Source organism: Pseudomonas sp. Fl4BN1 (assembly GCF_009908285.1).
Taxonomy (GTDB): domain Bacteria; phylum Pseudomonadota; class Gammaproteobacteria; order Pseudomonadales; family Pseudomonadaceae; genus Aquipseudomonas.
This window is the reverse complement of sequence record NZ_JAAARM010000044.1, coordinates 17,507-43,480: the sequence shown is the minus strand read 5'-3', so window position 1 is coordinate 43,480 and position 25,974 is coordinate 17,507. Positions and strand designations below refer to the sequence as shown.

37 protein-coding genes and 2 other RNA genes are annotated in these 25,974 nt (G+C 59.3%); 36 read left to right on the top strand and 3 right to left on the bottom strand.

Annotated elements, in window-relative coordinates; all coding sequences use genetic code 11:
• Nucleotides 1-1,229 (bottom strand): PLP-dependent aminotransferase family protein (locus tag GV818_RS30035; protein WP_161778307.1); only part of this gene is annotated, 1,229 nt, incomplete at its 3' end.
• 87 nt (nucleotides 1,230-1,316) lie between these two features.
• Between GV818_RS30035 and GV818_RS30030 the strand changes: the two genes are divergently transcribed.
• From GV818_RS30030 to GV818_RS30020, 3 genes are read left to right on the top strand one after another with little or no spacing between them, the layout of a single operon-like run.
• Nucleotides 1,317-1,763: a GNAT family N-acetyltransferase gene (locus GV818_RS30030; RefSeq protein WP_161778306.1), complete on the top strand. Its 447-nt coding sequence runs from the start codon at nucleotides 1,317-1,319 to the stop codon at nucleotides 1,761-1,763.
• Nucleotides 1,760-2,380: an FMN-dependent NADH-azoreductase gene (locus GV818_RS30025; RefSeq protein WP_161778305.1), complete on the top strand. Its 621-nt coding sequence runs from the start codon at nucleotides 1,760-1,762 to the stop codon at nucleotides 2,378-2,380. Before GV818_RS30030 ends, GV818_RS30025 begins: the two co-directional genes overlap by 4 nt.
• Before the next feature lie 27 nt (nucleotides 2,381-2,407).
• Nucleotides 2,408-2,839: a carboxymuconolactone decarboxylase family protein gene (locus GV818_RS30020; RefSeq protein ID WP_161778304.1), complete on the top strand. Its 432-nt coding sequence runs from the start codon at nucleotides 2,408-2,410 to the stop codon at nucleotides 2,837-2,839.
• An 895-nt stretch (nucleotides 2,840-3,734) separates the two neighbouring features.
• On the opposite strand, the gene GV818_RS30015 is transcribed toward GV818_RS30020, so the two are convergent.
• A complete protein-coding gene (locus tag GV818_RS30015) occupies nucleotides 3,735-4,280 on the bottom strand; it encodes a hypothetical protein (RefSeq protein ID WP_161778303.1) in 546 nt (181 codons plus the stop codon).
• A 270-nt stretch (nucleotides 4,281-4,550) separates the two neighbouring features.
• On the opposite strand from GV818_RS30015, the gene GV818_RS30010 reads away from it, so the two are divergent.
• Nucleotides 4,551-4,733 carry a type II toxin-antitoxin system HicA family toxin gene (locus GV818_RS30010; RefSeq protein WP_161778302.1) on the top strand — a complete coding sequence of 61 codons (183 nt, stop codon included), beginning with the start codon at nucleotides 4,551-4,553 and terminating at the stop codon, nucleotides 4,731-4,733.
• A gap of 38 nt (nucleotides 4,734-4,771) precedes the next feature.
• Nucleotides 4,772-5,173, top strand: coding sequence for a type II toxin-antitoxin system HicB family antitoxin (locus GV818_RS30005; protein ID WP_161778301.1), 402 nt, complete (start codon nucleotides 4,772-4,774; stop codon nucleotides 5,171-5,173).
• A 281-nt stretch (nucleotides 5,174-5,454) separates the two neighbouring features.
• Here GV818_RS30005 and GV818_RS30000 read toward each other — a convergent pair whose 3' ends face one another.
• A complete protein-coding gene (locus GV818_RS30000; protein ID WP_161778300.1) occupies nucleotides 5,455-6,174 on the bottom strand; it encodes a LexA family transcriptional regulator in 720 nt (239 codons plus the stop codon).
• A gap of 160 nt (nucleotides 6,175-6,334) precedes the next feature.
• Here GV818_RS30000 and GV818_RS29995 point away from each other — a divergent pair, with 160 nt between their 5' ends.
• From GV818_RS29995 to GV818_RS29845, 31 genes are all read left to right on the top strand, one after another.
• Nucleotides 6,335-6,670, top strand: a complete 336-nt coding sequence (locus tag GV818_RS29995; protein WP_161778299.1) for a helix-turn-helix domain-containing protein — start codon at nucleotides 6,335-6,337, stop codon at nucleotides 6,668-6,670.
• A gap of 2 nt (nucleotides 6,671-6,672) precedes the next feature.
• On the top strand, nucleotides 6,673-7,113 hold the full coding sequence (locus GV818_RS29990; protein WP_161778298.1) for a hypothetical protein: 441 nt from the start codon (nucleotides 6,673-6,675) through the stop codon (nucleotides 7,111-7,113).
• Nucleotides 7,106-9,157, top strand: coding sequence for a Mu transposase C-terminal domain-containing protein (locus tag GV818_RS29985; RefSeq protein WP_161778297.1), 2,052 nt, complete (start codon nucleotides 7,106-7,108; stop codon nucleotides 9,155-9,157). The genes GV818_RS29990 and GV818_RS29985 overlap by 8 nt, the downstream gene beginning before the upstream one ends.
• 24 nt (nucleotides 9,158-9,181) lie before the next feature.
• Nucleotides 9,182-9,901 (top strand): AAA family ATPase, encoded by a 720-nt coding sequence (locus GV818_RS29980; protein WP_161778296.1) that lies wholly within the window; start codon nucleotides 9,182-9,184, stop codon nucleotides 9,899-9,901.
• Nucleotides 9,902-9,904: 3 nt separating this feature from the next.
• The gene (locus GV818_RS29975) at nucleotides 9,905-10,516 is read left to right on the top strand and encodes a hypothetical protein (protein ID WP_256679559.1); all 612 of its coding nucleotides are present in this window, start codon (nucleotides 9,905-9,907) and stop codon (nucleotides 10,514-10,516) included.
• Nucleotides 10,513-10,893 (top strand): hypothetical protein, encoded by a 381-nt coding sequence (locus tag GV818_RS29970; RefSeq protein ID WP_108543291.1) that lies wholly within the window; start codon nucleotides 10,513-10,515, stop codon nucleotides 10,891-10,893. The genes GV818_RS29975 and GV818_RS29970 overlap by 4 nt, the downstream gene beginning before the upstream one ends.
• Entirely contained in the window at nucleotides 10,877-11,200 is a 324-nt protein-coding gene (locus GV818_RS29965; RefSeq protein ID WP_161778295.1) for a hypothetical protein, read from the top strand. Before GV818_RS29970 ends, GV818_RS29965 begins: the two co-directional genes overlap by 17 nt.
• An 11-nt stretch (nucleotides 11,201-11,211) precedes the next feature.
• A complete protein-coding gene (locus GV818_RS29960) occupies nucleotides 11,212-11,835 on the top strand; it encodes a DUF3164 family protein (RefSeq protein ID WP_161778294.1) in 624 nt (207 codons plus the stop codon).
• 1 nt (nucleotide 11,836) lies between these two features.
• The gene (locus tag GV818_RS29955) at nucleotides 11,837-12,073 is read left to right on the top strand and encodes a hypothetical protein (protein WP_161778293.1); all 237 of its coding nucleotides are present in this window, start codon (nucleotides 11,837-11,839) and stop codon (nucleotides 12,071-12,073) included.
• 39 nt (nucleotides 12,074-12,112) lie between these two features.
• Entirely contained in the window at nucleotides 12,113-12,322 is a 210-nt protein-coding gene (locus GV818_RS29950; RefSeq protein ID WP_108543298.1) for a hypothetical protein, read from the top strand.
• Nucleotides 12,321-12,390, top strand: an RNA gene (locus GV818_RS29945) — hammerhead ribozyme type II. The genes GV818_RS29950 and GV818_RS29945 overlap by 2 nt, the downstream gene beginning before the upstream one ends.
• A 246-nt stretch (nucleotides 12,391-12,636) precedes the next feature.
• A complete protein-coding gene (locus GV818_RS29940) occupies nucleotides 12,637-13,308 on the top strand; it encodes a DUF2786 domain-containing protein (protein ID WP_161778292.1) in 672 nt (223 codons plus the stop codon).
• An RNA gene (locus GV818_RS29935) (hammerhead ribozyme type II) lies at nucleotides 13,307-13,376 on the top strand. Before GV818_RS29940 ends, GV818_RS29935 begins: the two co-directional genes overlap by 2 nt.
• Entirely contained in the window at nucleotides 13,363-13,656 is a 294-nt protein-coding gene (locus GV818_RS29930) for a hypothetical protein (RefSeq protein WP_178125190.1), read from the top strand. The genes GV818_RS29935 and GV818_RS29930 overlap by 14 nt, the downstream gene beginning before the upstream one ends.
• Entirely contained in the window at nucleotides 13,653-14,066 is a 414-nt protein-coding gene (locus GV818_RS29925; RefSeq protein ID WP_161778291.1) for a gp16 family protein, read from the top strand. Before GV818_RS29930 ends, GV818_RS29925 begins: the two co-directional genes overlap by 4 nt.
• Nucleotides 14,063-14,500, top strand: coding sequence for a Mor transcription activator family protein (locus GV818_RS29920; RefSeq protein WP_161778290.1), 438 nt, complete (start codon nucleotides 14,063-14,065; stop codon nucleotides 14,498-14,500). Before GV818_RS29925 ends, GV818_RS29920 begins: the two co-directional genes overlap by 4 nt.
• On the top strand, nucleotides 14,500-15,033 hold the full coding sequence (locus GV818_RS29915) for a hypothetical protein (RefSeq protein WP_161778289.1): 534 nt from the start codon (nucleotides 14,500-14,502) through the stop codon (nucleotides 15,031-15,033). Before GV818_RS29920 ends, GV818_RS29915 begins: the two co-directional genes overlap by 1 nt.
• A gap of 495 nt (nucleotides 15,034-15,528) precedes the next feature.
• Nucleotides 15,529-15,780, top strand: a complete 252-nt coding sequence (locus tag GV818_RS29910) for a putative holin (RefSeq protein WP_092316240.1) — start codon at nucleotides 15,529-15,531, stop codon at nucleotides 15,778-15,780.
• Between the two features lie 2 nt (nucleotides 15,781-15,782).
• Nucleotides 15,783-16,406 (top strand): transglycosylase SLT domain-containing protein, encoded by a 624-nt coding sequence (locus GV818_RS29905; RefSeq protein ID WP_161778288.1) that lies wholly within the window; start codon nucleotides 15,783-15,785, stop codon nucleotides 16,404-16,406.
• Nucleotides 16,403-17,047 (top strand): DNA-packaging protein, encoded by a 645-nt coding sequence (locus tag GV818_RS29900; RefSeq protein WP_161778287.1) that lies wholly within the window; start codon nucleotides 16,403-16,405, stop codon nucleotides 17,045-17,047. The genes GV818_RS29905 and GV818_RS29900 overlap by 4 nt, the downstream gene beginning before the upstream one ends.
• Nucleotides 17,034-17,252, top strand: a complete 219-nt coding sequence (locus tag GV818_RS34825) for a TraR/DksA C4-type zinc finger protein (RefSeq protein ID WP_108543315.1) — start codon at nucleotides 17,034-17,036, stop codon at nucleotides 17,250-17,252. The genes GV818_RS29900 and GV818_RS34825 overlap by 14 nt, the downstream gene beginning before the upstream one ends.
• The gene (locus GV818_RS29890) at nucleotides 17,252-17,563 is read left to right on the top strand and encodes a hypothetical protein (protein ID WP_161778286.1); all 312 of its coding nucleotides are present in this window, start codon (nucleotides 17,252-17,254) and stop codon (nucleotides 17,561-17,563) included. Before GV818_RS34825 ends, GV818_RS29890 begins: the two co-directional genes overlap by 1 nt.
• On the top strand, nucleotides 17,560-17,871 hold the full coding sequence (locus GV818_RS29885; protein WP_161778285.1) for a hypothetical protein: 312 nt from the start codon (nucleotides 17,560-17,562) through the stop codon (nucleotides 17,869-17,871). The genes GV818_RS29890 and GV818_RS29885 overlap by 4 nt, the downstream gene beginning before the upstream one ends.
• 3 nt (nucleotides 17,872-17,874) lie before the next feature.
• The gene (locus GV818_RS29880; protein WP_161778284.1) at nucleotides 17,875-18,408 is read left to right on the top strand and encodes a DUF3486 family protein; all 534 of its coding nucleotides are present in this window, start codon (nucleotides 17,875-17,877) and stop codon (nucleotides 18,406-18,408) included.
• 2 nt (nucleotides 18,409-18,410) lie between these two features.
• Complete coding sequence (locus GV818_RS29875; protein ID WP_161778283.1) at nucleotides 18,411-20,093, top strand: hypothetical protein; 1,683 nt, start codon at nucleotides 18,411-18,413, stop codon at nucleotides 20,091-20,093.
• Complete coding sequence (locus GV818_RS29870) at nucleotides 20,093-21,649, top strand: DUF935 domain-containing protein (RefSeq protein ID WP_161778282.1); 1,557 nt, start codon at nucleotides 20,093-20,095, stop codon at nucleotides 21,647-21,649. Before GV818_RS29875 ends, GV818_RS29870 begins: the two co-directional genes overlap by 1 nt.
• On the top strand, nucleotides 21,649-22,917 hold the full coding sequence (locus GV818_RS29865) for a PBECR2 nuclease fold domain-containing protein (RefSeq protein ID WP_161778281.1): 1,269 nt from the start codon (nucleotides 21,649-21,651) through the stop codon (nucleotides 22,915-22,917). The genes GV818_RS29870 and GV818_RS29865 overlap by 1 nt, the downstream gene beginning before the upstream one ends.
• An 8-nt stretch (nucleotides 22,918-22,925) precedes the next feature.
• Nucleotides 22,926-23,408 carry a phage virion morphogenesis protein gene (locus tag GV818_RS29860; protein ID WP_161778280.1) on the top strand — a complete coding sequence of 161 codons (483 nt, stop codon included), beginning with the start codon at nucleotides 22,926-22,928 and terminating at the stop codon, nucleotides 23,406-23,408.
• Nucleotides 23,409-23,659: 251 nt separating this feature from the next.
• Nucleotides 23,660-24,637 (top strand): phage protease, encoded by a 978-nt coding sequence (locus GV818_RS29855; RefSeq protein WP_161778279.1) that lies wholly within the window; start codon nucleotides 23,660-23,662, stop codon nucleotides 24,635-24,637.
• A 3-nt stretch (nucleotides 24,638-24,640) separates the two neighbouring features.
• Nucleotides 24,641-25,036: a hypothetical protein gene (locus tag GV818_RS29850; RefSeq protein ID WP_161778278.1), complete on the top strand. Its 396-nt coding sequence runs from the start codon at nucleotides 24,641-24,643 to the stop codon at nucleotides 25,034-25,036.
• A 28-nt stretch (nucleotides 25,037-25,064) separates the two neighbouring features.
• The gene (locus GV818_RS29845) at nucleotides 25,065-25,970 is read left to right on the top strand and encodes a Mu-like prophage major head subunit gpT family protein (protein WP_161778277.1); all 906 of its coding nucleotides are present in this window, start codon (nucleotides 25,065-25,067) and stop codon (nucleotides 25,968-25,970) included.
• Nucleotides 25,971-25,974: the final 4 nt, after the last annotated feature.

Here is a 25,974-nt window from a genome sequence, read left to right as displayed (position 1 = left end):
CCCTCCCCCAGCCCAGCCACCACATGCATGCCCCCCGCCTGCGGATCTATCTGCAAACGCCCACCCAACTCGTGGTGCAACGCCTCCACCAGCCACTGCCGCCGACGCGCATACAGGCCGCGCATTTTGTTCAGGTGCCGGGCAAAGTGCCCCTCGTTGAGAAAGGCCGCGACCGTCGCCTGCAGCAGGTGCGGGCAGTGGTTGTGCAAACGATCCGCCTGGCGGGCGAACGCTGGGGTCTGTTCGGCGGGCACCACCAGGTAGGCCAGGCGCAGCCCTGGAAACAGCACTTTGCTGAAGGTGCCGGTGTAGAGCACGCGGCCCTGCTGGTCGAGGCTCTTGAGGGCCGGCAAGGGCTTGCCCTGGTAGCGGTATTCGCTGTCGTAGTCGTCCTCGATGATCCAGCTGCCTTGGCGGTTGGCCCAGTCCAGCAGGGCCAGGCGCCGCGGCAGCGACAGCGACACTCCCAGCGGGCTCTGGTGGGTCGGGGTGACCACGGCAAAGCCGGCCTCTGGGGCGCGAGCGATGCCTTGGGCGACGTCCAGGCCTTGATCGTCCACGGGCACCGGCACCAGCTGTGCGCCGGCTTCCAGCAGTGCGCTCCTGGCCATGAAGTAGCCGGGCTCTTCCAGCCAGCAGGTGGCGCCCGGGCCCATCAGCGTATGGCTGATCAGGTCGAGGCAGGCGCGGTAGCCGGCGCAGACGAAAATCTGCTCCGGCTGGCAGTTGATGCCCCGGGAAATCCCCAGGTAGGTGGCGATGGCCGCGCGCAACGGGGCGTAGCCGCGCGAGTCCGGGTAGATCAGGCCTTCGAGGCCCGTCTGTCGCAGTTGCCGGCCCGCCAGGCGGGTCCAGAGTTTGCGCGGAAAGGCATCCAATGCCGGAAGGCCCATTTGCAGCGGCAACGGCAGCGTGCCGGCATGGGTGGCCTGGTAGGTGGTTGGAATCACCGGGGCGTGTTCTATGGACGCGGCAACCGGCGCCAGTTGCGGTGTGACCATGGTCCCGGCGGCCCCGCGAGCAATCAGATAGCCCTCGCCTATCAGCAGTTGGTAGGCCGCTTCCACAGTGCCCCGCGCCAGGTTCAGCTGCGCCGCCAAGGCGCGAACCGCCGGCACGCGGTCCCCCGGGCGCAGGCGGCCATCGGCGATGGACTCGCGAAACCGCTGATAAAGCTGGCGATAGATCGGCGCCGTCTGGCTGCGGTCCAATTCGAAAGGAAGGATCATGGCCTAGTCATTTATGCACTTTTTGGCTCTGTAGCTTAAGCCATCGACCTTCTAAAGTGGGTCATCTCTTTTCAGCGGATGACGGACATGCCCTACACCCTTCAACACCTCGAAAGCGAAGCGGCCCTGGCGGCCAGTTTCGACTTGATGCGTGTCTTGCGCCCCCACCTCACCAGCCCGGCGGCCTATGTCGCCCAATTGGCCCGGCAAACCGAGCAGGGCTACCGTTTGCTCGCCGCGTGGGACGCAGAGCGCATCGTTGGCCTGGCGGGTTACCGCGAGCTGGAAAACCTGCTCTACGGGCGTTTCATCTACGTCGACGACCTGGTCGTGAGCCCGGACCTTCAGCGCAGCGGCTTGGGAGCGCGGCTGTTGAGCGCGGTGCGGGATGAGGCCGTGCAGCGTCAATGCGAGCACTTGGTGCTGGATACCGGCCTGCATATGCCCCTGGCCCAGCGCTTCTATTTTCGTCAGGGGTTGCTGGCCCGGGGCATGCATTTCACTCAGCGACTTCAGGGTGGGGAGCCGGCATGAACAACCTGCTGCTGATCAACGCCAGCCCCCGTGGGCAGGCTTCCCGTGGCAACCAGCTGGCACTGGAACTGGTGACTTCCCTGCGCCAACGCTATCCGCACCTTGAACTGGTCGAGCGCGATCTGGGGGCGCAGCCGTTGCCACCGTTGGGCATGGACTACGCACACGCCCTGACCACCGCCACGCCCTTCGACGCACCGCTGTTCGAGGTGTCCGAAGGCTTGATTCGTGAGTTGGAGCGCTGCGATGCCCTGCTGATTGCCACGCCCATGCACAACTTCACCCTGCCGGCGGCGCTCAAGCTGTGGATCGACTATGTGCTGCGCATTCACCGCACCTTCAGCTCCGGCCCAGAGGGCAAGGTCGGCCTGCTCCAGGACCGACCGGTGCATGTGCTGGTGAGTTCCGGCGGTTATCACCAGGGCGAACGGGCAGCCCAACCGGATTTTCTGACGCCTTACCTGCGCCAGGTGCTGAACACCCTCGGCCTGTTCGACCTGCAGTTCACTTATCTGCAGGGGTTGGTGTTCGGTGACGAGGCCGTGGGTGCAACGCTCGAAGAGGCCCGCGCTGCACTGTCTTCGGAGCCACTGTTCAGCCCCCTGGTTTGTGCCTGATCACTTTTTCTACAGCGGAGTTTCACCATGAGCCAACTCAGACTGCCCTTTGCCACTCTGTCGCCGGCCGCCTATCAAGGCCTGCTCGCCACCAACAGCGCCCTGGCCGAGAGCCCCCTGGGCTTGCCCTTGCTGGAACTGGTGTATTTGCGTGTGTCACAGATCAACGGCTGCTCGTTCTGCCTGGGCAAGCACTCGCAGACCCTGCGCGAGTGTGGGGTGGCGCAAGACAAGCTGGATTGCCTGGCCGGCTGGCGGGTCAGCGAACTGTTCAGCGAACGCGAGCGCGCGGCCCTGGCCTGGACCGAAACCCTCACCTACGTCCACGACAAGGGCGCGCCGGACAAGCTGTACGAACCACTGAAAGCGCACTTTAGCGAGGTCGAAATTTCCGACCTGACCTTGGCTGTGTCGTTGATGAATGCCTTTAACCGGCTGGCGGTGGGCATGAAGCTCTGAGAGTGAGGTAGCCGTTGACGGTGTTGGCTTTGCTTTGGACTTTGATCTGGCTTTGGCTCTTGATCTTCCTGCCCCTTCAGAAGGCCAAGCGTAGGCGTTGCGCAGGCGCCAGCAAGGGCGATGGATGGCTTGCGCGCCAATTCGCCGGCAAACCGGCTCCTACGAAAGCGCGTAAAACGCGCTTGGGCTTTTGATCTTGATCTTCTTGCCCCTTCAGAAGGCCGAGCGCAGGTACTGCACAGGCGTCAGCAAGGACGATGGATGGCTTGCGGGCCAATTCGCCGGCAAGCCGGCTCCTACGAAAGCGCGTAAAACGCGCTTGGGCTTTTGATCTTGATCTTCCTGCCCCTTCAGAAGGCCAAGCGCAGGTATTGCGCAGGCGTCAGCAAGGGCGATGGATGGCTTGCGGGCCTCTTCGCCGGCAAGCCGGCTCCTACGAAAGCGCGTACAACGCGCTTTTGATCTTGCTGTTGATCTTTCTGCCCCTTCAGGAGGCCGAGCGCAGGCGTTGCGTAGGGGGCAGCTCGGCATGGATGCCGAGCTAGCCGCCCCAGGCCATGGATGGCCTGTGGCGGCGGGCCCCCCAAGCAATGCCGGAGCGAGGGAACGCCGAGCCTAGGCGAGGCGCCGGATGCGGGGGCAGGAGCCCTTTGGTTACTTTGGGCTGGGCCGGCATTCTGGCTTTTCCAAAGTGACCCGCTGTAAGAGCGGAACCATAAGTAGCCACACCCGTAGCAACGGATATGTACACCACCCGCCCCAAGTGCACGCGGTATGAAGGTGGCTGAGCGTCATCGTTGGCGAGCTTCGCTGGCAAGCCAGCTCCTACAGAGGATCGGTTGCAGGTGGGCGATATCAGGTCGGTCGTGGGGTCGCCGTTTGGCACCCCCTCTCTTTATCCGAGGAAAGCTCCGGTGGCGCCGGCATCGGCCAATGCAAACAGCAGTTCTTCCAGCGCTTCTGCTGGAACCGACCCCAAGTCAACCTTGAACCTGTACCCCTCCTCCGTAGCCTCCGGGTCCGACACAAAGTGCAGCACCCCTTGCAGCCCTTCTTCGGTCGGCGGGTTCTCGTCTTCGCCGTCGAACCACGCAAAGAACCACCCCCGAATAACCTCAGAAGCCTGTTCCAGGCTCAACCCCCGCACCTCCAGCGGCAACCAGTCCCAGCCAAAGGGCGAGATCCCCACCTCCATCGGCTCAATCGCAAACCCCAAAGGCTCAAAACCCAGCTCGGATTCGGCGTCGACCTGCACCGGTTCCCCACTCTCGGCTGCAATCACGTCCACCCGGCAAGGCGTGCCCATAGCCCCTTCAACCGCCAGCGAACCATCGCTGTTGCGGTACGCGGGCTCAACATGCGCCGCCCCTTCAGCGGCAACACGCGCCAGGGTTTCAACATAGGGTTTACGAATGGCAACAAGCAGTTCGCTGACGGTCATGGATCTGATGACTTCCTTGGCATGAACCCGCCAATGGATCGGCCTTCGACGGGGAAAGATGAGTGACTGAAAATCCGCGGCAATAGTGCAATGGCCAGCAGCGCAACGTCCATGAAAAACCGCGGGGCTTCTATGTAGCTTGCGACCGCCCATCAAACTGCCCGTCACTGAACGACATGCCCCGATACATAACTCCAGACACACAATTCAACCTGCGCTATCATGCGCCTGGAGTTATAAAGCACCTCTCACCCCGACCAGGAGATGGAGGTGCAAAGCAGACTGTTGATCAAGGAGCTTGAAGCCGCAGGCTGGGTGCTGGATCGAGTGACCGGCAGCCATCATCTGTTCCAGCATCCCTACAGGCCCAACACCGTTCCGGTGCCGCATCCGAAAAAGGACCTGCCACGGGGAACGGTCCGGGCCATCAGGAAACTGGCCGGGCTGCTCTAGCTCCCACCATCCTTCGCACCTGTTTTGAGGAGATCCCCATGCAATATCCCATCTGCATCGAGTGGGGCGACGAGCACACGGCCACCGGCATCCAGATTCCCGACATCCCCGGCGCCGTCACCGCCGGCGACACCTTCGAGGCCGCCTACAGCGCCGCCGTCGAGATTGCCCACCTCATGCTCGAAGAGCTGGCCCGCGCAGGGCAGGCCATTCCCCTGCCCTCTGCCACCCAAACGCACCGCGCCCATCCTGATTACCAGGGGATGGGCTGGGGCATGCTGGAGATCGACATCACGCCTTACCTGGGCAAGACCGAGAAGGTCAACGTGACCTTGCCGGGGTATGTGATTCAGCAGATCGACCGCTTTGTCCGAGCGCACAACATCAAGAGCCGGTCGTCCTTTCTGGCGGATGCGGCGATGGAAAAGCTCGGGCGCTGAACAGCGCTTCAAGAGGGGAACAGCGCGAACGCAGAACGCCGTTGGGTAGGAGCCGGCTTGCCGGTGTGGGGAGGTGGGAGCTTTGGCACCAGTGGGGAGGTCGGTGGGTTAAGGCGGGTTTAAATGGTTTGAGCTGAGTCGAGCCAGGTAGAACGGGGGCTGCCGCCAAGCTGGGGCACTCGGTGACGAGTTAGACAGTGCCGAAACTGCCGCAAATCAAAAAAGCAGGAAAATTAGACAGGAGCCCGCCTAGAGCGGGCTCTTTGGCATCAGGTGTATATCTACAGCCAACCACCCGCCCAGACCACTCGACCGATGATCTCTAGGTCGCCTAGACGCTCCTTCGGAACGGTCATTACCTGATACTCCTTGTTTTGGCTAATGATGCTCACAGCACCGTCGAACTGCCGTTGCAGACGCTTGGCATATAAGTGGTCATCAAGGCGTATGACATAGACAGCCTCTCCTTCAAGAGAGTTGCGGCCATGATCTATAACGACCGTATCCCCATGGCTCAGCAAGCCTTCCATCGAATCACCATCTACACGGATAGCTGAAAGCTTTGATGGCTCAAGCCCCTGCTTACGCAGTGAGTAGGTAGTAAAGGCGAGTCGTGTCAGTACCTGCGCCCCTTCGGCCCAGGAGCCGTGACCAGCGCTACAGTGAGCATCGTAGAGCGGCACATATGAATAGACATCGTCAATGTCTACCTCAGTCCTTTTGTTTCTGTCGCCAAGAAACATCTCCCCCTTCCCCGTGGCTATCCAGTCCAGGGAGACCCCTTTCGCCGTGGCTAGAAGTGCTACGGAATCAAACGCGGGCATTCCGTCACCGGCTATCCAGCGCTGGAGTGAAGACAGCGCAGCGTCAGCAGTTAAAGCAGCCTGTTTTCGAGACTCGTAGAGGTCTGCAACAGCCGCTATTCGAGTTTCCAATCCCGAATATGGAAAAGAAACATCTCCGCCAGCCTGTTTCTTTTGTTTCTTTTCGACGTAACCCATTGATTTCTATGCTCTAAATCTATTTTTCAGGATGACCATTCCGAAAAAGGGAATAGAAACTCTCGAATACGGTTTACTGAATCCTGTTTTCGGGATATGTTTATCCGCAACAGGACGTTAGACGTCCCAAAAAAACCACCCGTGAAGATGGTTCAAAACTATGAGCGATATCGACATGCCCACCGACCCAGCTAATCGATGGGAGTGGATCAAATACCAGCTCCGCGTTCGTGGCACCTCTATGGCGAAGCTTGCTCGTCAGTTGGAGGTTACCGACCGCGCTATCCGCAATGCCAAAAGCACACCTTATCCGCGTATCGAACGCTCCCTGGCTGACGCGCTGAGCCTCAACCCAGCGGATATCTGGCCTGAGCGGTGGAACGCTGACGGCACCCCTCACCGACAGCGTCCCAAGCGTGCAGAAGTAAACGGGTCCTACAGCAAGGATACCGGACTCTATCCGGTTGGACACTGTAAAGCGGCAAGGAGTGCCTAAACATGCGCAACCCAAAAGATAACAAAACGTTAGACATTTTTTCTGTTCCCCAACCAGTGCTTTCTGTCCCTGGCCTTGGTAACTACGCGGCGCAAGTCAGTGAGTTGGTGAGTGAAATACTCAAAGGATCTGAACTGGATCGCTATGAGATTGCCGCTCGTATGTCTCGCCTTTCAGGCGATGACGTTAGCAAGAACATGTTAGACGCTTGGTCAAGTCCTGCTCGTGCAGATCACAACCTTCCTCTATATAGAGCCGCGCTGTTGGAGGAGGTCTGTGCCAGCCATGTCCTGACAAATTGGCAAGTGCACTTACGTGGTGGTCGTGTGGCTTATGGCCGCGAAGCGTTGGACACCGAGCTGGGTAGGCTTGAGCGGGTTGCTGCGAATGCCACTCGACAAGCTCGCGAGTTGAAAAAAATGCTTGGTGAGCGCAATGCGTAGTTGGTACACGGTCCAGGAGCTTGTCGGGTTGCCCTGCATGCCGGGCACTGTGCAGGGTGTTCGTAAGATCGCCCAACGCGAGTGCTGGGAAGGTCAGCGCCGTCTCGGAAGTAAGGCCGTTGAATACTCCTTTGCAATGCTTCCTCAAGAAACCCAGTCAGCTCTAATCGCCGCCGCAGTGACCACCAGCGCACCAGAAGCACCGGCTGAAACACATGTGATTCTGTCAGGGTGTGACGCTAAAAAAACGTCACGCTTGAATGATTCGCAGACCTCGGTCATGACTGCCCGTCTGTCATTCGTGCGCGAGATTGAGCGCATGAGCAAGGTGGTCAGCCAGAACCGCGCCATCCTTACGCTGGTGTCCCTGGCTCGAACTGGCGACTTGAGCCCCTATCTTGCCGAGCTGGTGGTCCGGGCCAACGACCGCAAGACCGAAGACCGGACGCTTTCGGAGCGCACCCTGAAACGGTGGCTTGCGGACTATCGTGCCCATGGGGAAATGGGGCTGGCACCAGCCCGCCGTAAAAAGGACATGAGCGTCCCGTCCTGGGCTGCCGAGTTCCTTAAACATTACCAGCGCCCGCAGAAGCCCAGTGTTGAAGCTGCATATGAGCAGTTCAAACAGATCCACTCTGAGGTCCACTCCAGCGTCTGCCCGAGCATTCATGCTGTCCGCCGCTGGCTGAAAAAGCTGTCTCCCGAGGCACGCGAGCATGGCCGCATGGGACCACACGAGCTGAAAACCCTACAGGCGTACAACACCCGTAAGGCCGACATGCTCTGGCCCAACGACGTTTGGATTGCGGACGGCCATACCTTTGACGCCGAGGTGATCAACCCTCTTACGGGCCAGATCTTCCGGCCGGAAATCACCACGGTCATTGACTGGGGAACACGTCGCATTGTTGGCTTTTCGGTCAACCTGGCCGAGTCGACGCTGGCGACCCTCGACACTCTGCGTGACGGCGTCAGCCGGTGCGGTATGTACAAACTGTTATACGTCGACAATGGCAGTGGCTTTGACAACGCCGTTGTCTACGAGGTCAACGACCGCCTGGGCGGCACTATTACGCACTCGTTGCCTTACAACTCCCAAGCCCGTGGCGTGATCGAGCGCCCGCACAAAACCATCCTGGTCAGGCTCGCAAAAACCTTCGACAGCTACATCGGCGCCGACATGGACAAGGAGGCCGGAACCAAGGCCCACAAGCTGTCCCGTAAACAGTTAGCGCTGGGTTTGGCACCGACGGTTGTGCCGGAGTTCTCGGTGTTCTTCGCCGACCTGCAATGTGCGCTCGACGACTACAACCGGCGCCCACACCGTGGCCTGCCGAAGTTCCGAGACCCACAGACGCTGCGCATGCGCCACCAAAGCCCCATGGAGGCCTGGAAACAGGCCGAGGCCGAAGGCTGGGAGCCATTGCTGGCTGACGCAAGCATCGTTGAGAGCCTGACTCGTCCGCAGGTCCTGCGCATCGCTCGCCGCTGCCAGGTGCAGTGGAATAGCGGCACCTACTTCCTGAAAGAGCTGGACGGCTTCCATGGCGAGGAAGTCCGCGTGGCATATGACTTCCGTGACTCCAGCCGCGTATGGGTACACACCCTGGATGGCGAGCTGATCGGTGAAGCGATCCTGGACGGCAATGCCAGCCCAGCTATGCCGGTGACGATGCTTGAAAAAGCCAGTGAGAAACGTGAACGCGGACAGCTATCGCGCCTCGTTAAAAAGGCCAAAACCATTACCGGGCAAGACGTTGAGATGCGCGTCCTTCCGACGGTATCGAGCAGCTACGACCTATCTCCTGAACAGCTTGCCGAGGCCCAGCGCTTCGCCCAGCTGGCAGCCCCACAAGCCCCGAGCTTCGAGCTGCCGACCGACCCAACCGCCCGCTATCACCTCTGGCACCAGCTCGACGCCCGCGCTTCCAGCGGCGAACCGCTGACGCCGGAAGAAATGCAATGGCATTCCCGTTATCCGCAAACCCCGGACTTCACGTCGATTCAGCAAATGTTCGCATTCGCCGCGCAAGCCCACGCTTAACCGCAAACCTTTAGGAGTCAAATCATGAGTGTTCCAAAGATCGTTCCCTTGACTAACGTCGGCCTGTTATCCGCCGCAATCGCACGGACCCACGCCCGCCCTGAGGGGTTACCCGGCCTGGTGGTGATGTATGGAGCCAGCGGCTTGGGTAAAAGCGTGAGTGCTGCGTTCGCAGCTAATCAGCACCGTGCCTATTACGTGGAGTGCCGCGACACCTGGAGCAAAAAGGCTTTCCTACTCGCCATCCTGCGCGAGATGGGCATTCAGCCTGAGCGCACCTTGTCGCAGATGGTCGACCAGATCGCCGAACAACTGTCCCGCAGTGGCCGCCCACTGCTGATTGACGACGTGCAGTATCTGCTTGAAAAGGCCGTCGCCAACGTCCTGACCGATATCCATAACGCTAGCCAGGGAACCATTGTGTTGATTGGGGAAAAGGGCGTCCCCGGCAGCCTTGCAAAGCTGGAGCGGCTGCATAACCGTGTTTTGGAATGGGTGCCCGCCCAAAGCGCCACCCTCGACGATTTACGTGCCCTGGCCAAAGCCAGCTATCCGAAGCTGCATTTTTCAGATGATCTGCTGGAAGACCTGCGGGTCAAGGTTGGCGGTTGTCTGCGCCGTATCGCCGTCAATCTATACAAGGTTTACAGCGAGACTCAGGCCCTGGCCATCGACAGCATCGACCTTGCCGGTTGGGGCTCTCGCGGCTGGTTCACCGGCGATGCGCCGTCGCGGAGGGCTTGAGCCATGCCGAGAGCACGAGCAGATCTGGTGATGGTAGGCGGAAAGCCTCCACGACAGCACATCTGGGAAGCCATCCGCGCCATTAACGCCAGCCCTAAAGCGCTGACGACTTACGCCGTTGCACGTAAGTCGGGACAAGATGACCAAGCCGTGCGCGCCTATTTCCGAGACATGGAAAAGGCCGGAATTGTCAGCAAGGTTCGCACCATCGACCGCTTCGACGCCGAGTGGGAGCTACTTAAAGACGAAGGCGTCGAGGCCCCGCGCATCACCAAAGACGGCAAGGTTTCCAAATATGCAGGCGGTGCCGAGAACGTGTGGCGGGCGTTGCGCATCCTCGGCGAATTCAGCGCCGCCGAGGCAGCAGCGGCAGCCAGCGTCAATGGCGTATCCATCAGCGAATATGGCGCGCAGGTGTATTTGTCGGGGCTGGCAAAGGCTGGCTATCTGACACGTAGCGGCGGCACGGCTGGAAATAAAACCCGCTTCCGCTTGATTCCCTCGCGTTACACAGGCCCAAAGCACCCGATCTATCAGCGTGACTTCAACCAGGTCTATGACCCAAACCTAGATCAGGTGGTTTGGCGTAAAGCAGATCAGCAGGTGACCGAATGAACCAGGTCAACCTTTCTGCTTGGGGTGATGAAGCGCCGTTGTTTGTGCGCCTGCTCGCTGCCGAAGTCGCAGCAACAAGCCAAACCCAGGCCAGCAAGCGTATCGGCATGAGCCGAACAGCAGTAAGCCTGACCCTAGCCAATCGCTATGCATCGCGTAGCACTGCCGGTGTTGAACGCCGTGTCATGGAAACCCTCGGCCGCATTCAGTGTGTGGCTCTGGATGAGGAAGTGAATGCGGAGCAGTGCCAAAGCTATCGCGAAAAGCCAGCGCCAACCCATAACCCGCCCGCCATGCAGCGCTGGCGCGCCTGCCAACACTGCCCGATCAACCCCAACTGCTGCACCCAGGAGAACGCCCATGCTCGCCTCCACTAGCCGTACAGCCTTGAAAGTGTTGACCCCATCGCTCGCTGATCGCCTGCGCATCTTCAACGCCGCCGCCCGCCATTTGCAGGCGAATGGCATTCGCATACTCGGCTTCTGCCCAGCTCAAAACTTCCTGGTTATCGCTCCCGATGCGGGCCAGCGCTTGGTCGCTCTTGGCCATCGCGAAGGCTTTAAGCGCCGCCCCACGGCCGGTAGCACCCATTACAGCGTGCAGTTCCAGGGCGTGACCCTGGAGTGGCGCGAACCCATCAGCGCCGCCCGTCCAGAAGGCTGGCAGCGCCCGACTATCCACTGAGGAATCCAGCAATGACCGCACAACAACAGACCATCCCTGAGGGCTACCGCGCTGATGCGCAAAAGAGGCTGATACCGGAAGTCCTGATCAAACCAATTGACCTAGAACGGGACGCCTTGGTGCTCAAATTGGCCGCCCAGGCCCTCGGCATTCAAGAAGTTCTGACACAGTTCAAGGCCTCCGCGTTCGGCGATATCGAAGCCTTTATCGAGCTGAGCGCCGAACAGTACGGCGCTCAGATTGGCGGCAAGAAAGGCAATGTGAGCCTGATCAGTTTTGATGGGCGCTTCAAGATCCTGCGGGCAGTCCAGGAAAGCATCGCTTTTGACGAACGCTTGCAGGCAGCCAGAGCGCTGATTGACGAATGCCTGCGGGACTGGACGCAGGGGGCTCGCCCTGAGGTGGTCACCCTGGTGAATGACGCCTTTCGCACCGACCAGAAAGGCGACATCCGCACGGCACGCGTGCTGGCCCTGCGCCGCCTGGAAATCACAGATGAGCGCTGGCAGCGCGCCATGCAAGCCATTGGCGATGCCTGCCAGGTGGTGGGCTCCAAGTCCTACATTCGTGTGTATCAGCGTGTCGGTGATACCGACCAATACGAGCCCATCAGCCTTGATATCGCGGGGGTCTGACGTGGAGCACATCGACATCAAGATTCGCTACAGCACTGGGGCTTATCACGCCTCAACGAAGGGCAAGAAGGTTACCGCCTCGTCAAGCATCAGTGCTGTTTTGGCTGGCTCAGCATTACTAAGAAAAATCTGTCCTGGTGCGAAAGTCGCCGAGGCCAATGCCATCAATCCTGGTCCTTCAACGGAGCCTTATGTTCTGCGCTTCTCCTATGTACTGGGTGAGCTTGATCGCCCCTGACTTCCACATCACTTTCCACAAGCAACACTAGGAGCCAGCATGGCCAAGATTATCCTCACCCTGGAAGACAGCCGCGATGACGGCGGCAAGCCAACTATCTCTCTTGATCTGACTGGTATGCCTAAAGGTATGAACCCATCGGCCGCCTGCGTTATTTCAGAAATGCTATGGGGTATGGCCTCTTGCGAGCAGATCCTGGGCGCGCTGCCTGCGCACCGTCGCCAGCCAAGTAACTCAACCATTCACTGAGCGAAACCCTCCCGGCCTCCGGGAGGGTCTATCAGGCGTGGCTGCCTGGTACTGATGAGCAGCCGAAAAGTGAATGGGGAGTTTTATGAGCAAGCAACGAAAACCATATCCACGGTCTGCAGACAACGCCGACAAGATGAATCTGCCCGAGGGCAAGACCTGCGGCGACTGCGTGCACTGCCGTCGCTGCACGATGATGTTCGGACATATCCCAACTGATGAATCTTGCGACTGGAGCCCTTCGCGTTTTCGCGAAGCAGTGCTATCCGCCATTGTTGTCTAACCCGAAACGCAAGACTCCGAGACCTGATGAAATGGACCACAACAAAGCTATAGACAAAATCAAGAAGCTTCTGCGCCTGTCGTCGAGCGATAACCCGCATGAAGCTGCCGCCGCCATGCGCCAGGCGCGGGTCATGATGGAAAAATTCCGTATTGAAGAAGCTGATGTAGCGCTTTCGGACATTTTTGAATCGGTCTCACGCAGCGGCTCTAAGGTGAATCCTGTTCGCTGGGAAGCCAATCTGGCTGGCAGCGTAAAACGTGCGTATGCCTGCGAGTTGCTGTTCATGGCGGGCTTAGGTGAATGGCGGTTCATTGGTGAGTTTGCCGAGGTGGCCAGCTACACCATGACGCTGCTTCTCCGTCAGATCCGCCAGGCCCGGCGTGACTTCATCGCCGACAAACTCAAGCGCTGCAAGACCGCAACCAAGACCAAACGGGCGGACGTGTTCTGTGATGCCTGGGTCTACCAGGTGCGCAAGCAGGTTATGGCTTTCGCTGGCAATGACACACCATCCAGCGCCGCTTCGACCTACATGCTCAAGCATCACCCGGATACAACAAAGGCAGACCCGAAGGACCGGAACACCGCAAAGCGGATGAGCAATCGGTCCGTGAGCGATGCCATGCACGGGATTCTCGCAGCGGCTGATGTACAGCTGAATCACGGCGTGAAAGGGCAAGAGCAACAGCGCCTCAACTGAGCGAAACCCTCCCGGCTTCCGGGAAGGTCTGCCAGGCGTGGTTGCCTGGTACTGATGAGCAGCCAACAGATGACAGACGAAACACCCCGGCAGCGTAAAGCCCGCCTGGCCCTTGAGCGCAAACGTGCCCAGCGCCTGCGGGACAAAGCCAAGAAACTGGCCATGGGTTCCAGCACGTTCAAGATGGAGGCGTACAAAGGCACCCTGGCCGAGCTTGAACGTATCCGTATCGCCGGGGAGTTCGACGAAGCGGCGCACGCGCTGACGATGGTCATTCACGGAGCAGCCGAGTTGTCTCGCCGAGATCCGGTGGCATTCAGAGCATTGATTCAAGGGAGAACAAAGTGAACAGACGAAACCTGGATCTAAGCAAGATCCACATAGCAAAGAAGGACCTAGGCCTGGATGATGAAACCTATCGCGCCCTTCTGGTTCGCGTGGCCGGTGTCAGATCGGCAAAGGACCTAAGCCCGCGTCAAGCAGGCAAGGTGTTGGCCGAGTTTGAGCGGCTTGGCTGGAAGTCTTCCCCCGTCAAGACTGGTCGTAAGGCTCCGGTAGCAGCAGCGGACAGAGCAAAGCTGGTCGGCAAAATAGAAGCGTTCCTCGCAGAGTCGAAACGTTCCTGGGCGTATGCCGACGGCATGGCGTTGCGCATGTTTAAGGTGGATCGAGTGGAATGGCTGGACCCTGAACAACTTCGCAAGATGGTTGCAGCATTGGCTTATGACGCCAAACGTCATGGGAGAACAACGCAATGAATGAAGACATGTTCCCAGATGACATCGACAACCTGGATGCCAAGAAGGTACTGGCCAGTATGCAAGACCCTGCGGTGCTCTCTCGCTGGGAAGGGTCGTTGCGGGAGATGGTCGAGATTGCCGAGGTTAAATTACTAGCTGAAATGGGACCCGACTCCACGGCGCCCGAACTGGCCCGGCATGTGGTCTTTGCTATCTGCTCGGCCATGGGAGGTAACGTCATCTATCTACCGAGAGGCGATGCACTGAAGCGTGCTATGCGTGATGCTGCTATCTTCCGCGAATGGCTCGATAGCAACACGCCTATCCCTGAGCTCGTGCGTAAGTACGACCTTGCGAACCAAACCATTTATGACATCATCAAAAAACAGCGGGCTCTGCATCGAAAAAACGAGCCTGATCTATTTGGATATGATGAAGGGACGGTTCATTAATGAATGGAAACGCTACGGTCGCTGTTCTGGCTATGTTGATAGTTTTATCAGAAAGCTGTTTTGCTTCTGATCTTGCAGCTGTATCACACAATCAGGCAGCGACAGAGGCTGTTGCCAATCGTAAGCTCGCTAACGTCCTTTGGGAACAAACACACAAAGCATGCGCGGCCAAAGATTGGTCAAAGCAGTCAGCAATTATGAAGGTCATCAACGAGCAACTTAACGCCCAGCCAACAAACAACCTGAAGTATAGCGCTCGTTTTGTCTACTCCAGTTGTCAGCAGATGCTTACTGATGTGTCATTTATCAATGGCGCTTGCTTCACAACTTCTCCCTCGAAACACGAGCTTGATTACGTAAAAAAGAACTGGAGCGAAGACTCAAAACTTTGTGATGCCGAAATTTCTAATCCTGATCTGAGTCTTGCGGAGCCGCCGAAAGAACAAACCGAAGCCGAGTGGGAGGCTGAACAAAGAAAGAATGGAGAGTCCGAAGAGGACATTGCATTTATGAGGCGGGTTCGCAACTCGTAATATTCAGCCCCGCCAACCGAGCGGGGCTTTTTCTTAAACCCCGCTGATACTCAACCACTTCCTCATACGCGCGAAGCTTGAACCGTTCCCTCAACGGCAGGCTTGCACCATGCGTTCAAACCCCGCTCCACCCAAAGTCTCACGGCCTCAGTGGCCGCGCCAACATGCGCAGCTCATTCTTGCTGCTGGGAGTAATAACGCCCGTGCGGTGTTGTGGGCCAAGGTGCCAGCCGACTGGCTGCCCATGGTCCAGGCGCATGTAGCGCAGGGTGAAGAACGCATCCGGCAAGCAGTCAGCCAGCGAGAGAAGTTGCGCCCTGCTGTAAGAACACCCTCTGCACAGACCTTTGCCGAATACCGCGAGCCTGTTCGCGTGATCGGCAATCCCGTTGTGGCCGCGCAACATCTGGCCGCTTTACGGGCATCCATTCATCACTCACCGCGAGCAACCCAATGACTCTTCCACTACCGAAGCGGCGCCCGCGTGCGCCACGTATGACCGATTGGACGCTGATCACCATCGCCTTACTGTTCTGCCTGGCCATCGTCGCGCCGACCAAGCTGCCGGTTGTCCTCTACAAATGCGGCCTGGTCACCCTGGGCGGCGTCCTGGGCTACTGGATTGACCGAGCATTGTTTCCCTACGCTCGGCCGAACCAGGTCCGCCGCTATGAACGCTCCATGGCCGGTGTCCGTCGTGCCCTGGTCGTGCTGGCTTGTGTACTCGGCCTGACGCTGGGGCTCTGACGATGCGGAAAATCCTTCTATATATAGGTGCTGCATCGCTGGCTGGGCTCACCGCCTGCGCCCCTGCGCATGCCGAGATCCCAACACAGGCCGAACGCTATCGCCGTGACCTGACCCGTATCGCCCAGGCCGAGTGGGGCCTGGATGCTCCGGTGGCAACCTTCGCCGCCCAGATCCACCAGGAAAGCCGCTGGAAGTTCGACGCAAAGTCGCCTGTCGGTGCGCAAGGCTTGGGCCAGGTGATGCCTTCGACCGCGACCTGGCTCGCCCAGACCTTCCCCAGGGCGCTGGGCAAGGTCGAGCCCTTCAACCCAATCTGGTCCATGCAGGCGCTGGTCAGCTATGACCGCTGGCTGGCAAGCCGTATCCAGGCAAGCAGCAGCTGTGAACAGGCCGCGATGATTCTGTCGTCGTACAACGGCGGGCTGGGCTGGGTCATCCGTGACCGCAAGTTGGCATCGGCAAAGGGCGCCGATCCGCTGACCTGGTTCGATTCAGTCGAGCACCACAACGCTGGTCGCTCGGCTGCCAACTTCCGGGAAAACCGCAATTACCCGCGCTTCATTCTCTGGCACTGGGAGCCCCTGTATGTCGATGCAGGCTGGGGCAAAGGGCTTTGCCGATGAAGGGCTTACTCGGCTTCATCACTCCAGTGACTTGGTATGTGGCCGTCATCGCGGCTGTTGTATTGGGTCTGCACCTCAACTGGCAGGACGGTTACAGCGAAGGCCTTGCGAAAGCAAAAGCTGAAGGACAGACCGCTATTGCCAACCTGCGCCTGGAGCATTCCGAAGAACAGCGGCGCAGTGCTGACGCGACCAGCGAGTCGCTGAAACAGGCGAACGAAAAACTGAGGGCCGAACAAGAGCGAGGCAGCTTGCTCGCCACTCAGTTTGCAGACGCCAAAGAGGCCTTTCGTAAGAACACTGACACGCTAAATGGAGAGATTGCTCGTGTTACGACCCTATACCGCCGCACGCTCAAGTCAGCACCTGAGCCGTTGCCTGCTGCTGTGTTCACTGCTGGTTTTGTCCGCGTGTGGAACACCGCCAATGGCATCAGCGCCTCAGTGCATTCCCAGCAAACCCAGCAAGCCGCCAGCGGAGCTGCTGCGCCGACCGACGGAGCCGGAGCCGCTGACAGCCTCGACTCGGGCGTCACCCAGGCTCTTGTCCTGGGCAACCAGGTTCGCAATGGCGAGTTGCACAGTTCCTGCCGGGCTCAACTCAACCGCCTAATTGACTGGACCCTTAATGCAAGCAACTGACTTTGCCAGCCTCCTGGAGGCGAAGCACAACGAAACGTCTCTGGCGGCACATTTTGCACAACGTGAAGTATTGACCGGCCCTTCGGCCGAGTTTTGCACAGGCGAGGATTGCGACATGCCAATCCCTGAAGAGCGCCGCTTGGCCTTACCTGGTGTGCGGCTTTGTGCTCAATGCCAAACACATCGCGAAAAACGGAGACGCTGATGACGACAATTGAGATGCCTGCGTGGCAGTTGGTGGGTATCGCCGTAACCATCCTGACCGCATTTGCCGGGCTGGTGAAAATGATGGTCATGCAGATGGAGCGCCGTCTGGATCAGCGCTTTGCAATAACGGACAAAGACAGCGAGCGGCTGCGGGATTTGGAAATTTCCGTTGAGCGGCTGCGGGGAGACATGCCAGTGCACTACGTGCGCCGGGAGGACTACGTGCGCGGCCAAACCGTGATCGAGGCCAAGCTCGATGCCTTGGCGCTCAAGCTAGAAACCGTCCAACTTAAAGGATTGAATCAATGAACATCGACGCTGCCAAGGCCCGCCGGGAATCCCTGCGCTGGTACATCATCAAGACCCTGGACACCTCGCGCCCGATTGATCCGCATGAAGCGGTGGTGCTTGCGACCATTCAGGGTATCTATCCAGATTCCACCACCATTGAACTTCGGCGCGAACTCGACTACCTGGCTGACCGCAGCCTGGTGACGTTGAACAAGCAACCTAACGGTGTGTGGATCTGCGGCTTGACCTACTACGGCGTCGACCTCGCCGAGTACACCATTCCCTGCGACCCCGGCATCGCCCGCCCAGAAAAATACTGGAGCTGACCCATGCCGCCACGCAGCAAAGTTGCCAGCCTGCCGAAGGAGGTCAAGACCTGGCTCGACACAGCCCTGGCCGAGAACGGTTTCAGCGAGTACGAAACCCTCGCCGCTGAGCTATCGGCGCGAGGCTTTTCGATCAGTCGGTCATCGCTCCAGCGGTACGGCCAGGACTTTGAGTCCAAGCTGTCGGCCTTGAAGATGGCCAGCGAGCAGGCCCGTGCTGTGGTGGCAGCGGCTCCAGATGAGGAAGGCGCAGTCAACGAGGCTCTGATGCGCCTGGTCCAGGAGCATCTGTTTAAAGCGCTCATGGCAGGCACAGACCCCGAAGGTAAAAACAAACTGGACTTGCCGAAGTTTGCCAAGGCGGTGGCCGAAATAGGCAAGGCTTCTGTAGTGCAGAAGAAATGGGCGCTAGAGACAGAGGTGCGCCGGGCAGCTCTCCAAGATGCCGCCAGCCGGGTCGATGCTGCTGCTCAGGCGCGTGGCCTGAGCGCCGAGGAAGCTAGCTTCTGGCGTGAACAAGTGTTGAAGGGGATGTGACGATGAGCGCTCCTGCCCCTCTTTCAGATACTGAGCGACTGGTCGACTGGGACGAGTTGCCGGAGAACGTCCGAACAATTCCGGCTGACTTCAACCCCCTGGGTACTGGTGTGCTGATGGCGCACCAGAGTCAATGGATCTCAATGCAACAAGACCTGGACATCGCTGTGTGCGAAAAGGGACGTCGTACCGGCATCACCTTCGCCCAGGCTCTGACTGACACAATCACCGCCGCTTCAGCCAAGGACGCTGGGGGCGACAATATCTGGTACATGGCCGACACCAGGGAGAAAGGCCTAGAGTTTATTGGCTATGTCGCCAAGTTCGCCCAGATCGTTGCCCGAGGTCAGGCCACCATGGTCGAGCAACACATATTCGTCGACCAACTGGAGGACGGCACCAGCCGCAACATCCAGGCTTTCCGCGTGCGCTTTGCTAGCGGTTACCGGGTCACGGCGTTGTCATCCCGGCCGGAGAACATCCACGGCCTGCAAGGCCTGGTCAGCATCGACGAGGCCGCGCTGCACAAGAACGTCGGCCACGTCCTGGAGTCCGCTACCGCGCTGTTGATCTGGGGTGGTCGGATTCGTATCTGGTCGACCCACCGTGGCAAGAAGAACCCATTTAATCAGTTCGTCCAGGACGTGCGCGCAGGCCGCTATGGCAAGCGGGCCAAGGTCATTCGCATCGGATTTGATGATGCTGTAGCCAACGGGCTTTTTGAGCGTGTCTGTTTCATGCGCGGCACCCAGCCCACCGAGCAAGGCAAGCGGGATTGGTATGAGTCCATCCGCGCTGGCTACGGTCCACGTAAGGCAGCCATGCGCGAAGAGCTAGACGTGATCCCGCGAGACGGCGAAGGCTCTGCCATTCCAGGCGTGTGGATTGAACGAGCCATGCCCGAGGCCCGAACAATCTTACGCATCGTTTTTGACGATGATTTTCCTAGACGCCCCGAGACCGAGCGCGAGACCTGGTGTGCTACTTGGATCGCTACCAACCTGATGCCTGTACTGGAAGAAGCCGCTGAAGGGTTCAGCGGTCGATGGGCGATTGGTATGGACTTCGCCCGTCATCGCCACTTTTCCGTCATAACACCGGCAATGATCACCCAGGAGCTGTGCCGTGACGTGCCGTTTCTGATCGAGCTGGCCAACGCTCCTACTCGCCAGCAGGAACAGATCCTGTGGGCGATGCTCGACACGCTGACAAGCTGGACATTTGCCGGTGACGCCACCGGGCCAGGGCAAACCCTGATGGAGTACACCGGAGACCGCTACGGTCGGGCTGTGTGGGACAAAGAGAGAGACGGCTGGACAGGTGGGCCAGTGCACGAAATCACTCTGTCGCGTACCTGGTACGGCGAGTGGATGGGTAAGTACATCTCACTGTTCGAAGACGGCTTTATCACTCTGCCTCGGGACGCCTCCCTGGAGGATGACCACCGGGCGGTCGAGTTTATCGATGGCATACCGATGGTGCCAAAGATCGAGCGAAAGGATTTAAAGGATGCCGCACTGATACGCCACGGCGATGGTGCGGTCGCGGGGGCACTTATGAACTTCGCGGCTCTCAATCACGTAGGTGGCTACGTCTACGAATATCACCGAGTCAAGCCCGCGTCTCAGCATGACCGAGATATCAAGATCGGCGCCGGTTGGCGCTCCACAAAAGGCATTTGGTAATGGCTCAGTCCAAGATCGTCGACCAGTACGGTCGCCCCATTCAATACGACAAGCTCACCGAAGAGCTGGCTGCTGCGCGCACCACCGGCATTCGCCAGGTCTGGCACCCGTCGGTGGCCAGCGGCCTCACACCTGGTCGGCTGGCGAGCATCCTGCAAGCCGCTGCCGAAGGCTCGGCCCATGCCTACTTGACCCTTGCCGAAGAAATGGAAGAGCGCGACCTGCATTACGCTTCGGTGTTAGGCACCCGCAAGCTGGCTGTGTCTGGTTTGTCGGTGCGGATCGAGGCCGCCAGCGATGATGCCGAGGACGTGCGCCGAGCGGACCAGCTCAAGGAGGTTGTCGACTCGCCCGAGTTCGGCGAACTGCAAGCCGACCTGACCGATGCCATGGGTAAGGGTTATGCCGTCAGCGAGATCATGTGGGACCGTAGCGGCAAGACCTGGAACCCGTCGCGCTTTGAACCACGCGACCAGCGCTTCTTCCAGTTTGACCGCGACACCGGCCGGGAACTGCGCCTGCTCGATGAGGCCGACCCCATCAACGGCATTGCATTGGCACCCTACAAGTTCATTGTCCACCTTCCGCGCATTCGTTCCGGGCTGCCAATCCGTGGCGGCTTGGCTCGACTCGCTGCCGTGGGCTACATGTGCAAAGCCTGGACCTGGAAGGACTGGATGGGCTTTGCCGACATCTTCGGTATGCCTATGCGTGTGGGTCGGTACGGGCCTGGTGCCAGTAAGGAAGACATTGCCACGCTGATGTCAGCGGTGGCCAACCTGGGCAGCGATGCGGCAGCAGTGATCCCGGACAGTATGCGTATCGACTTCACCCAGGCGGCCAATGTGACGGGCGCAGGGGACTTCTTTAAAGGCCTGGCCGAGTGGTGGGATAAGCAGGTCAGCAAGGCTGTAGTCGGTCAAACCATGTCTACCGATGACGGCTCCAGCATGGCCCAGGCGGTCATTCACAACGAGGTTCGCCTGGATCTGCTGGGCGCCGATGCCAAGGCAGAGTCCAATACTCTGAACCGGTGTTTCGTACGGCCCTGGTGTGATCTGAACTTTGCACCTGGTCGACGTTACCCGCGATTGATAATCGACGTACCGCAGCCGGAAAACACCAAGCTGTTGATCGAGGCACTAAAGGAGCTGGTGCCGCTGGGACTGCGTGTCGAGCAGTCAGTTATCCGGGATAAGCTCAATCTGCCAGCACCCGCCGAGGGCGCCGAGCTGTTGGGCGTTCCGGCGCCGGTTCCTAATCCAGTCATGGCGCAGGCCACCAACAGCGAGCAGGCACCGGCCCGGCCGGCTGTTCCTCGGGACATTGTTGATAACCAGGTAATGACATTGGAAACGGCGACAGGGGCTCCCATCGACGACATGGTCGAGCAGATCAAGGAATTGCTCGACTCAGTCAGTAGCCTGGAAGAGTTCCGGGACCGCTTGATTGAAGCCTATCCGGCGATGAATTCCACTCAGTTGGCGGATGCGATTGCCGATGGGTTGACGGCAGCCAGCCTGGCGGGACGTGACGACATCTTGAGGGGGCTGTAATGGCTGTTTCCCACGGCTCACTCCCGTTCAATGAACAAATCGACTACTTCCGTAGCAAGGTCAATCTGCCGACCAGCACCTGGTCCGATGTATATGGCGCCGAGCATGACTATGCCTTTGTTATAGCCGGTGCTGTAAAGCGGGATCTGCTGGCCGACCTTCGCGGTGCTATTGAGAAGTCTATTGCCCAGGGCACCACCCTGGAACAGTTCCGCAAGGACTTTGACCAGGTCGTGGGGAAACATGGCTGGCAGTACAACGGCGAGCGTGGCTGGCGTACCAATGTCATTTGGGAAACCAACCTACGGCAGTCGTACAACGCCGGGCGCGAAGAGCAAATGGCCGACCCGGAGCTACGCAAGCGCCGCCCCTATGCAGTCTATCGTCATGGCGATAGTGCCCACCCACGGCCAATGCACCTGTCCTGGAACGGCATCACATTGCCGCTCGATGATCCGTGGTGGGCAACTCACACCCCGCAAAATGGTTGGGGCTGCAAGTGCAAGAAGTTCATGTTGTCGGCAAGGGACGTTGAGCGCCAAGGATTGACGATTGGTCCGGCGCCGGTCACTGAGTGGGAAGATCGGGTTATCGGCAAGAACAGCCCCAACGGCCCGCGCACGGTTCGCGTGCCCAAAGGGATCGACCCAGGCTTCGAGCATGCACCAGGTCGCTCCCGCCTTTCGGATGCAGTACCGCAGTTGCGTACCCGTGACCCCATCACCGCACCAGGTACATCAGCGAAGCCGGAACCAGCGGCCATGCTTCCCACTAGTAGACCGACAGGGCCACTGCCTGCGCCCAGGGCGATTCCGGCAACGGCTTTGCTCCCAGCCAAAGTACCTGCGCCGCAAGCTGTGGCTAAGTTCTTGGGTGAGCTTGGGGCCAGTGATGCTGCACCTGCGGTATTTCGTGATGTGACGGGCGATGCCCTGGCCATTGGGCGCGAGATGTTCAGCGATGCCAAAACCAGCGCGATACAGCTGGCCACGCAGATCAAGGCCCGTGAGTTGCACCTCCTGGCTACCGCCATCAAGACGCCGGACGAAATATGGGCGCACCTGGTATGGCAGCCGGACCAGGGCAAGGCCGTCCTGCGCCGTCGCTACCTGGCGCACTTTGAGGTAAAGGGCCAGGCGATGCCAGCCGTTGCCGTGTTCGATCTGGGCGCCGATGGCTGGGATGCCGTCACAGGCTTTGTCGAAGACAGCGAGCAGTACCTGGAGGCGTTGCGCCTTGGGGTTCTGCTTTACCGTCGGCCGGAATAGGAGTTCTCATGGCTGGTGCAATGCTCGATGTCAGCTTCGACCAGGAACAGGTTGGCAGGGCTCTGGAAGAGCTGGCCGAGCGCCTTGGCGATTTGACGACGCCCTTCAACGACATAGCCGAATACCTTCTCCAGTCGACCGATGATCGCTTTCGGCAGAAGGTAGCGCCGGACGGTTCGCCCTGGGCGCCGCTGTCGGCGGTCACCCTGGCCAGGAAGAAAGGCCCTGGTATCCTGCGCGAGAAAGGGACGCTCCAGGACACGATGCGTCATCAGGCCACCAGCACCGAGCTGGCTTTCGGTACAGACCGCCCTTATGGCGCAGTGCATCAGTTCGGACAGCGCAAAGGCGCCTCGGGCAGTACGGGTAAAGGCAGGTCCATCCCATGGGGAGACATACCGGCACGGCCCTATCTGGGGTTGTCTGCCGAGGATGAAACGGAAGTCCTGTTGATCATCCACGACTACCTAATGGAACCGGTGGCGGGCTGACTGCCCAGGATCGCCTAGGCGGCGCGTATTGGGGGTGGCGGTACATCCGTCGCCAGACTATCGCTTTACCAGCGTTAGACATGCGTTAGATTCGGTCAGAGCGCTATTTGCTCCTCGCTCGCGGGACCAGTCCTTACCGATGCTTTAAATACTGAGTAGATTTCGGGTTACCCCTAGCCCGCAACACCCGCCCCAAAATCTTAAACCCCGCTGATACTCACTCATTCCGCCAGGCCGCACAGACTGGCGGCATGAAAACCCAACTCGCACTCAACACCGACCTTTCCGCAGCCGTCTCAGACGGTCAGGCCCCGGAGTGGGTTGAACTTATTCCCCCAGGCCCGAACGTCATCGGTCGCGATGGTCGGCAGTGGCTGTTCGATGAACAAGCCGGGATGTTGGTTCAGTCCAGCTTTACCGGCCGAGCCATCGACCTTCCCATCGACTGGGAACATGCCACCCAGCACCGCGCCAGTAAGGGCGAATCCGCCCCCGCTGCTGGCTGGATCAAGCAACTTGAGATCCGTGGCGGCGGTCTGTGGGGGCTCGTTGATTGGACGCCTCGGGGTTCTGAGCAGGTCATCAATCGCGAGTATCGCTTCCTTTCCCCTGTATTCGACTTTGACCCGGACACCACCCGTATTGCGCGGCTGGTGAGCGCGGGCCTGACCAATAAGCCGAATTTCCTCCTGACCGCACTCAACCAAGAAACCACGGAGAACACGCCTGTGAAGTTTTCACCTGCGCTTTTGGCGCTGCTCGGCTTGCCCGACACCGCCACCGAAGAACAAGTCATTGCCGCCATTACACAACTCAAGTCGACGGCTCAGGCTACCAATAGCGAGTCGGCCAACCTGGAGCGATTCGTACCACGGGCCGACTACAACGCCCTGGAGCAACGCGCCATCAACGCGGAGCAGGCGCTCACAGAACATATAAAGGCAGAGCACACCAAGGCCGTCGACGCAGCAATCACCTCGGCCACCCAGGCCGGAAAGATCACCCCGGCGACCGTGGACTATCACCGTGCCATGTGCCAGGACGAAGCCGGTCTGGCGCGTTTCAAGGCCTTTGTCGAATCCGCACCAGTTGTTGCGGCTGCCACCGATCTGGGCGAGCGCAAGCCCGACAAAACCAGTACCGCGCTCAATGCAGAAGAACAGGCTGCGTGCGTGCAATTCGGTATTGATCAGGCGGAGTACGCCAAAACCAAGCAGAGCGAGGTTTAACCCATGTCGCTTACTCAAGATCGTAATACGCCCATGAAGGTCAGCGAGGTTCTGGTGGTTCCAGTCGCTGCCAACGTTCGCATCTTTGCGGGCTCTTTGGTGGTCGCCACTGCCACTGGCTTTGCTGCACCCGGTTCGACAGCTCTCGGCCTGTCCTATCTGGGCCGTGCCGAGGAGTCAGTCGACAACCGAGGTGGCTTCGCTGGTGCCGCACTGATCGAGATCCGCCACGGCAAGGCGTTCAGTTGGGCTAATGACGGCACTGTCACCCAGGCGCACCTGTTCAAGCCTGCATACATCGTCGATGACGAAACCGTCGCAGCAGGTGATGCAGGCGGCACCCGATCCGCCGCTGGACGCATCGTTGGCATCGATGCCGATGGCGTGTGGGTCGAGTAATCCCTCTATATATAGGAGCGCACAGCGCATGTTAGTGAACAAAGATTCCATTCGGTCGATTTTCATCGGACTGAAAACCCTCTTTAACAATGCTTTCACCTCGGCGCCGAGCACTTGGGAAAAGATCGCCATGAAGGTGCCAAGCACCACTGGCAGCAACCTCTATGCCTGGTTGTCGGCGTTTCCAAAGATGCGGCGCTGGGTTGGGGAAAAGCACGTAAAGAGCCTGAAGGCTTACAGCTACACCGTGGAAAACGAAGACTGGGAAGCTACCGTCGAAGTCGACCGCAACCACATCAAGGATGACCAACTGGGCATCTATGGCCCTCAAGCGCAGATGGCAGGTTTCTCCGCGAAACAGTTGCCGGACGAGATCGTTTACGAACTGGTGAATGCCGGGTTCTCGAACCTTTGCTATGACGAGCAGTACTTTTTCGATACGGATCACCCCGTCGGCAAGGGCAGCGTCAGCAACAAAGGTACAGCGGCTCTGTCGATTGCGACCCAGGCAGCAGCGAAGGCGAGTTACGGCGCAGCCCGTACAGCCATGCGTAAGTTCAAGGATGACGAGGGGCGTCCGCTCGATGTGAACCCAACTGTGCTCCTGGTCGGCCCAGGCCTGGAAGATACGGCCCGCGCTTTGCTGACCAGTGAGCGCCTCGAAGACGGAAAGGTGAACCTCTACAAGGGTACTGCGGAGTTAGTCGTCTCCACCCGCATTACGTCAGACACCGCCTGGTTCCTGATCGATGCCAGCAAGCCCGTTATGCCCTTCATTTATCAGGAACGTGAAGCCCCGTCTTTCGTCCAGCAGACCGACCCAGAAGCCGACGATGTCTTCAACCGCAAGAAATTCAAGTTCGGCGCGGAAGCTCGGGCGGCAGGTGGCTACGGCTTCTGGCAGTTGGCCTATGGCTCAACTGGCGAAGCGTAAGGAG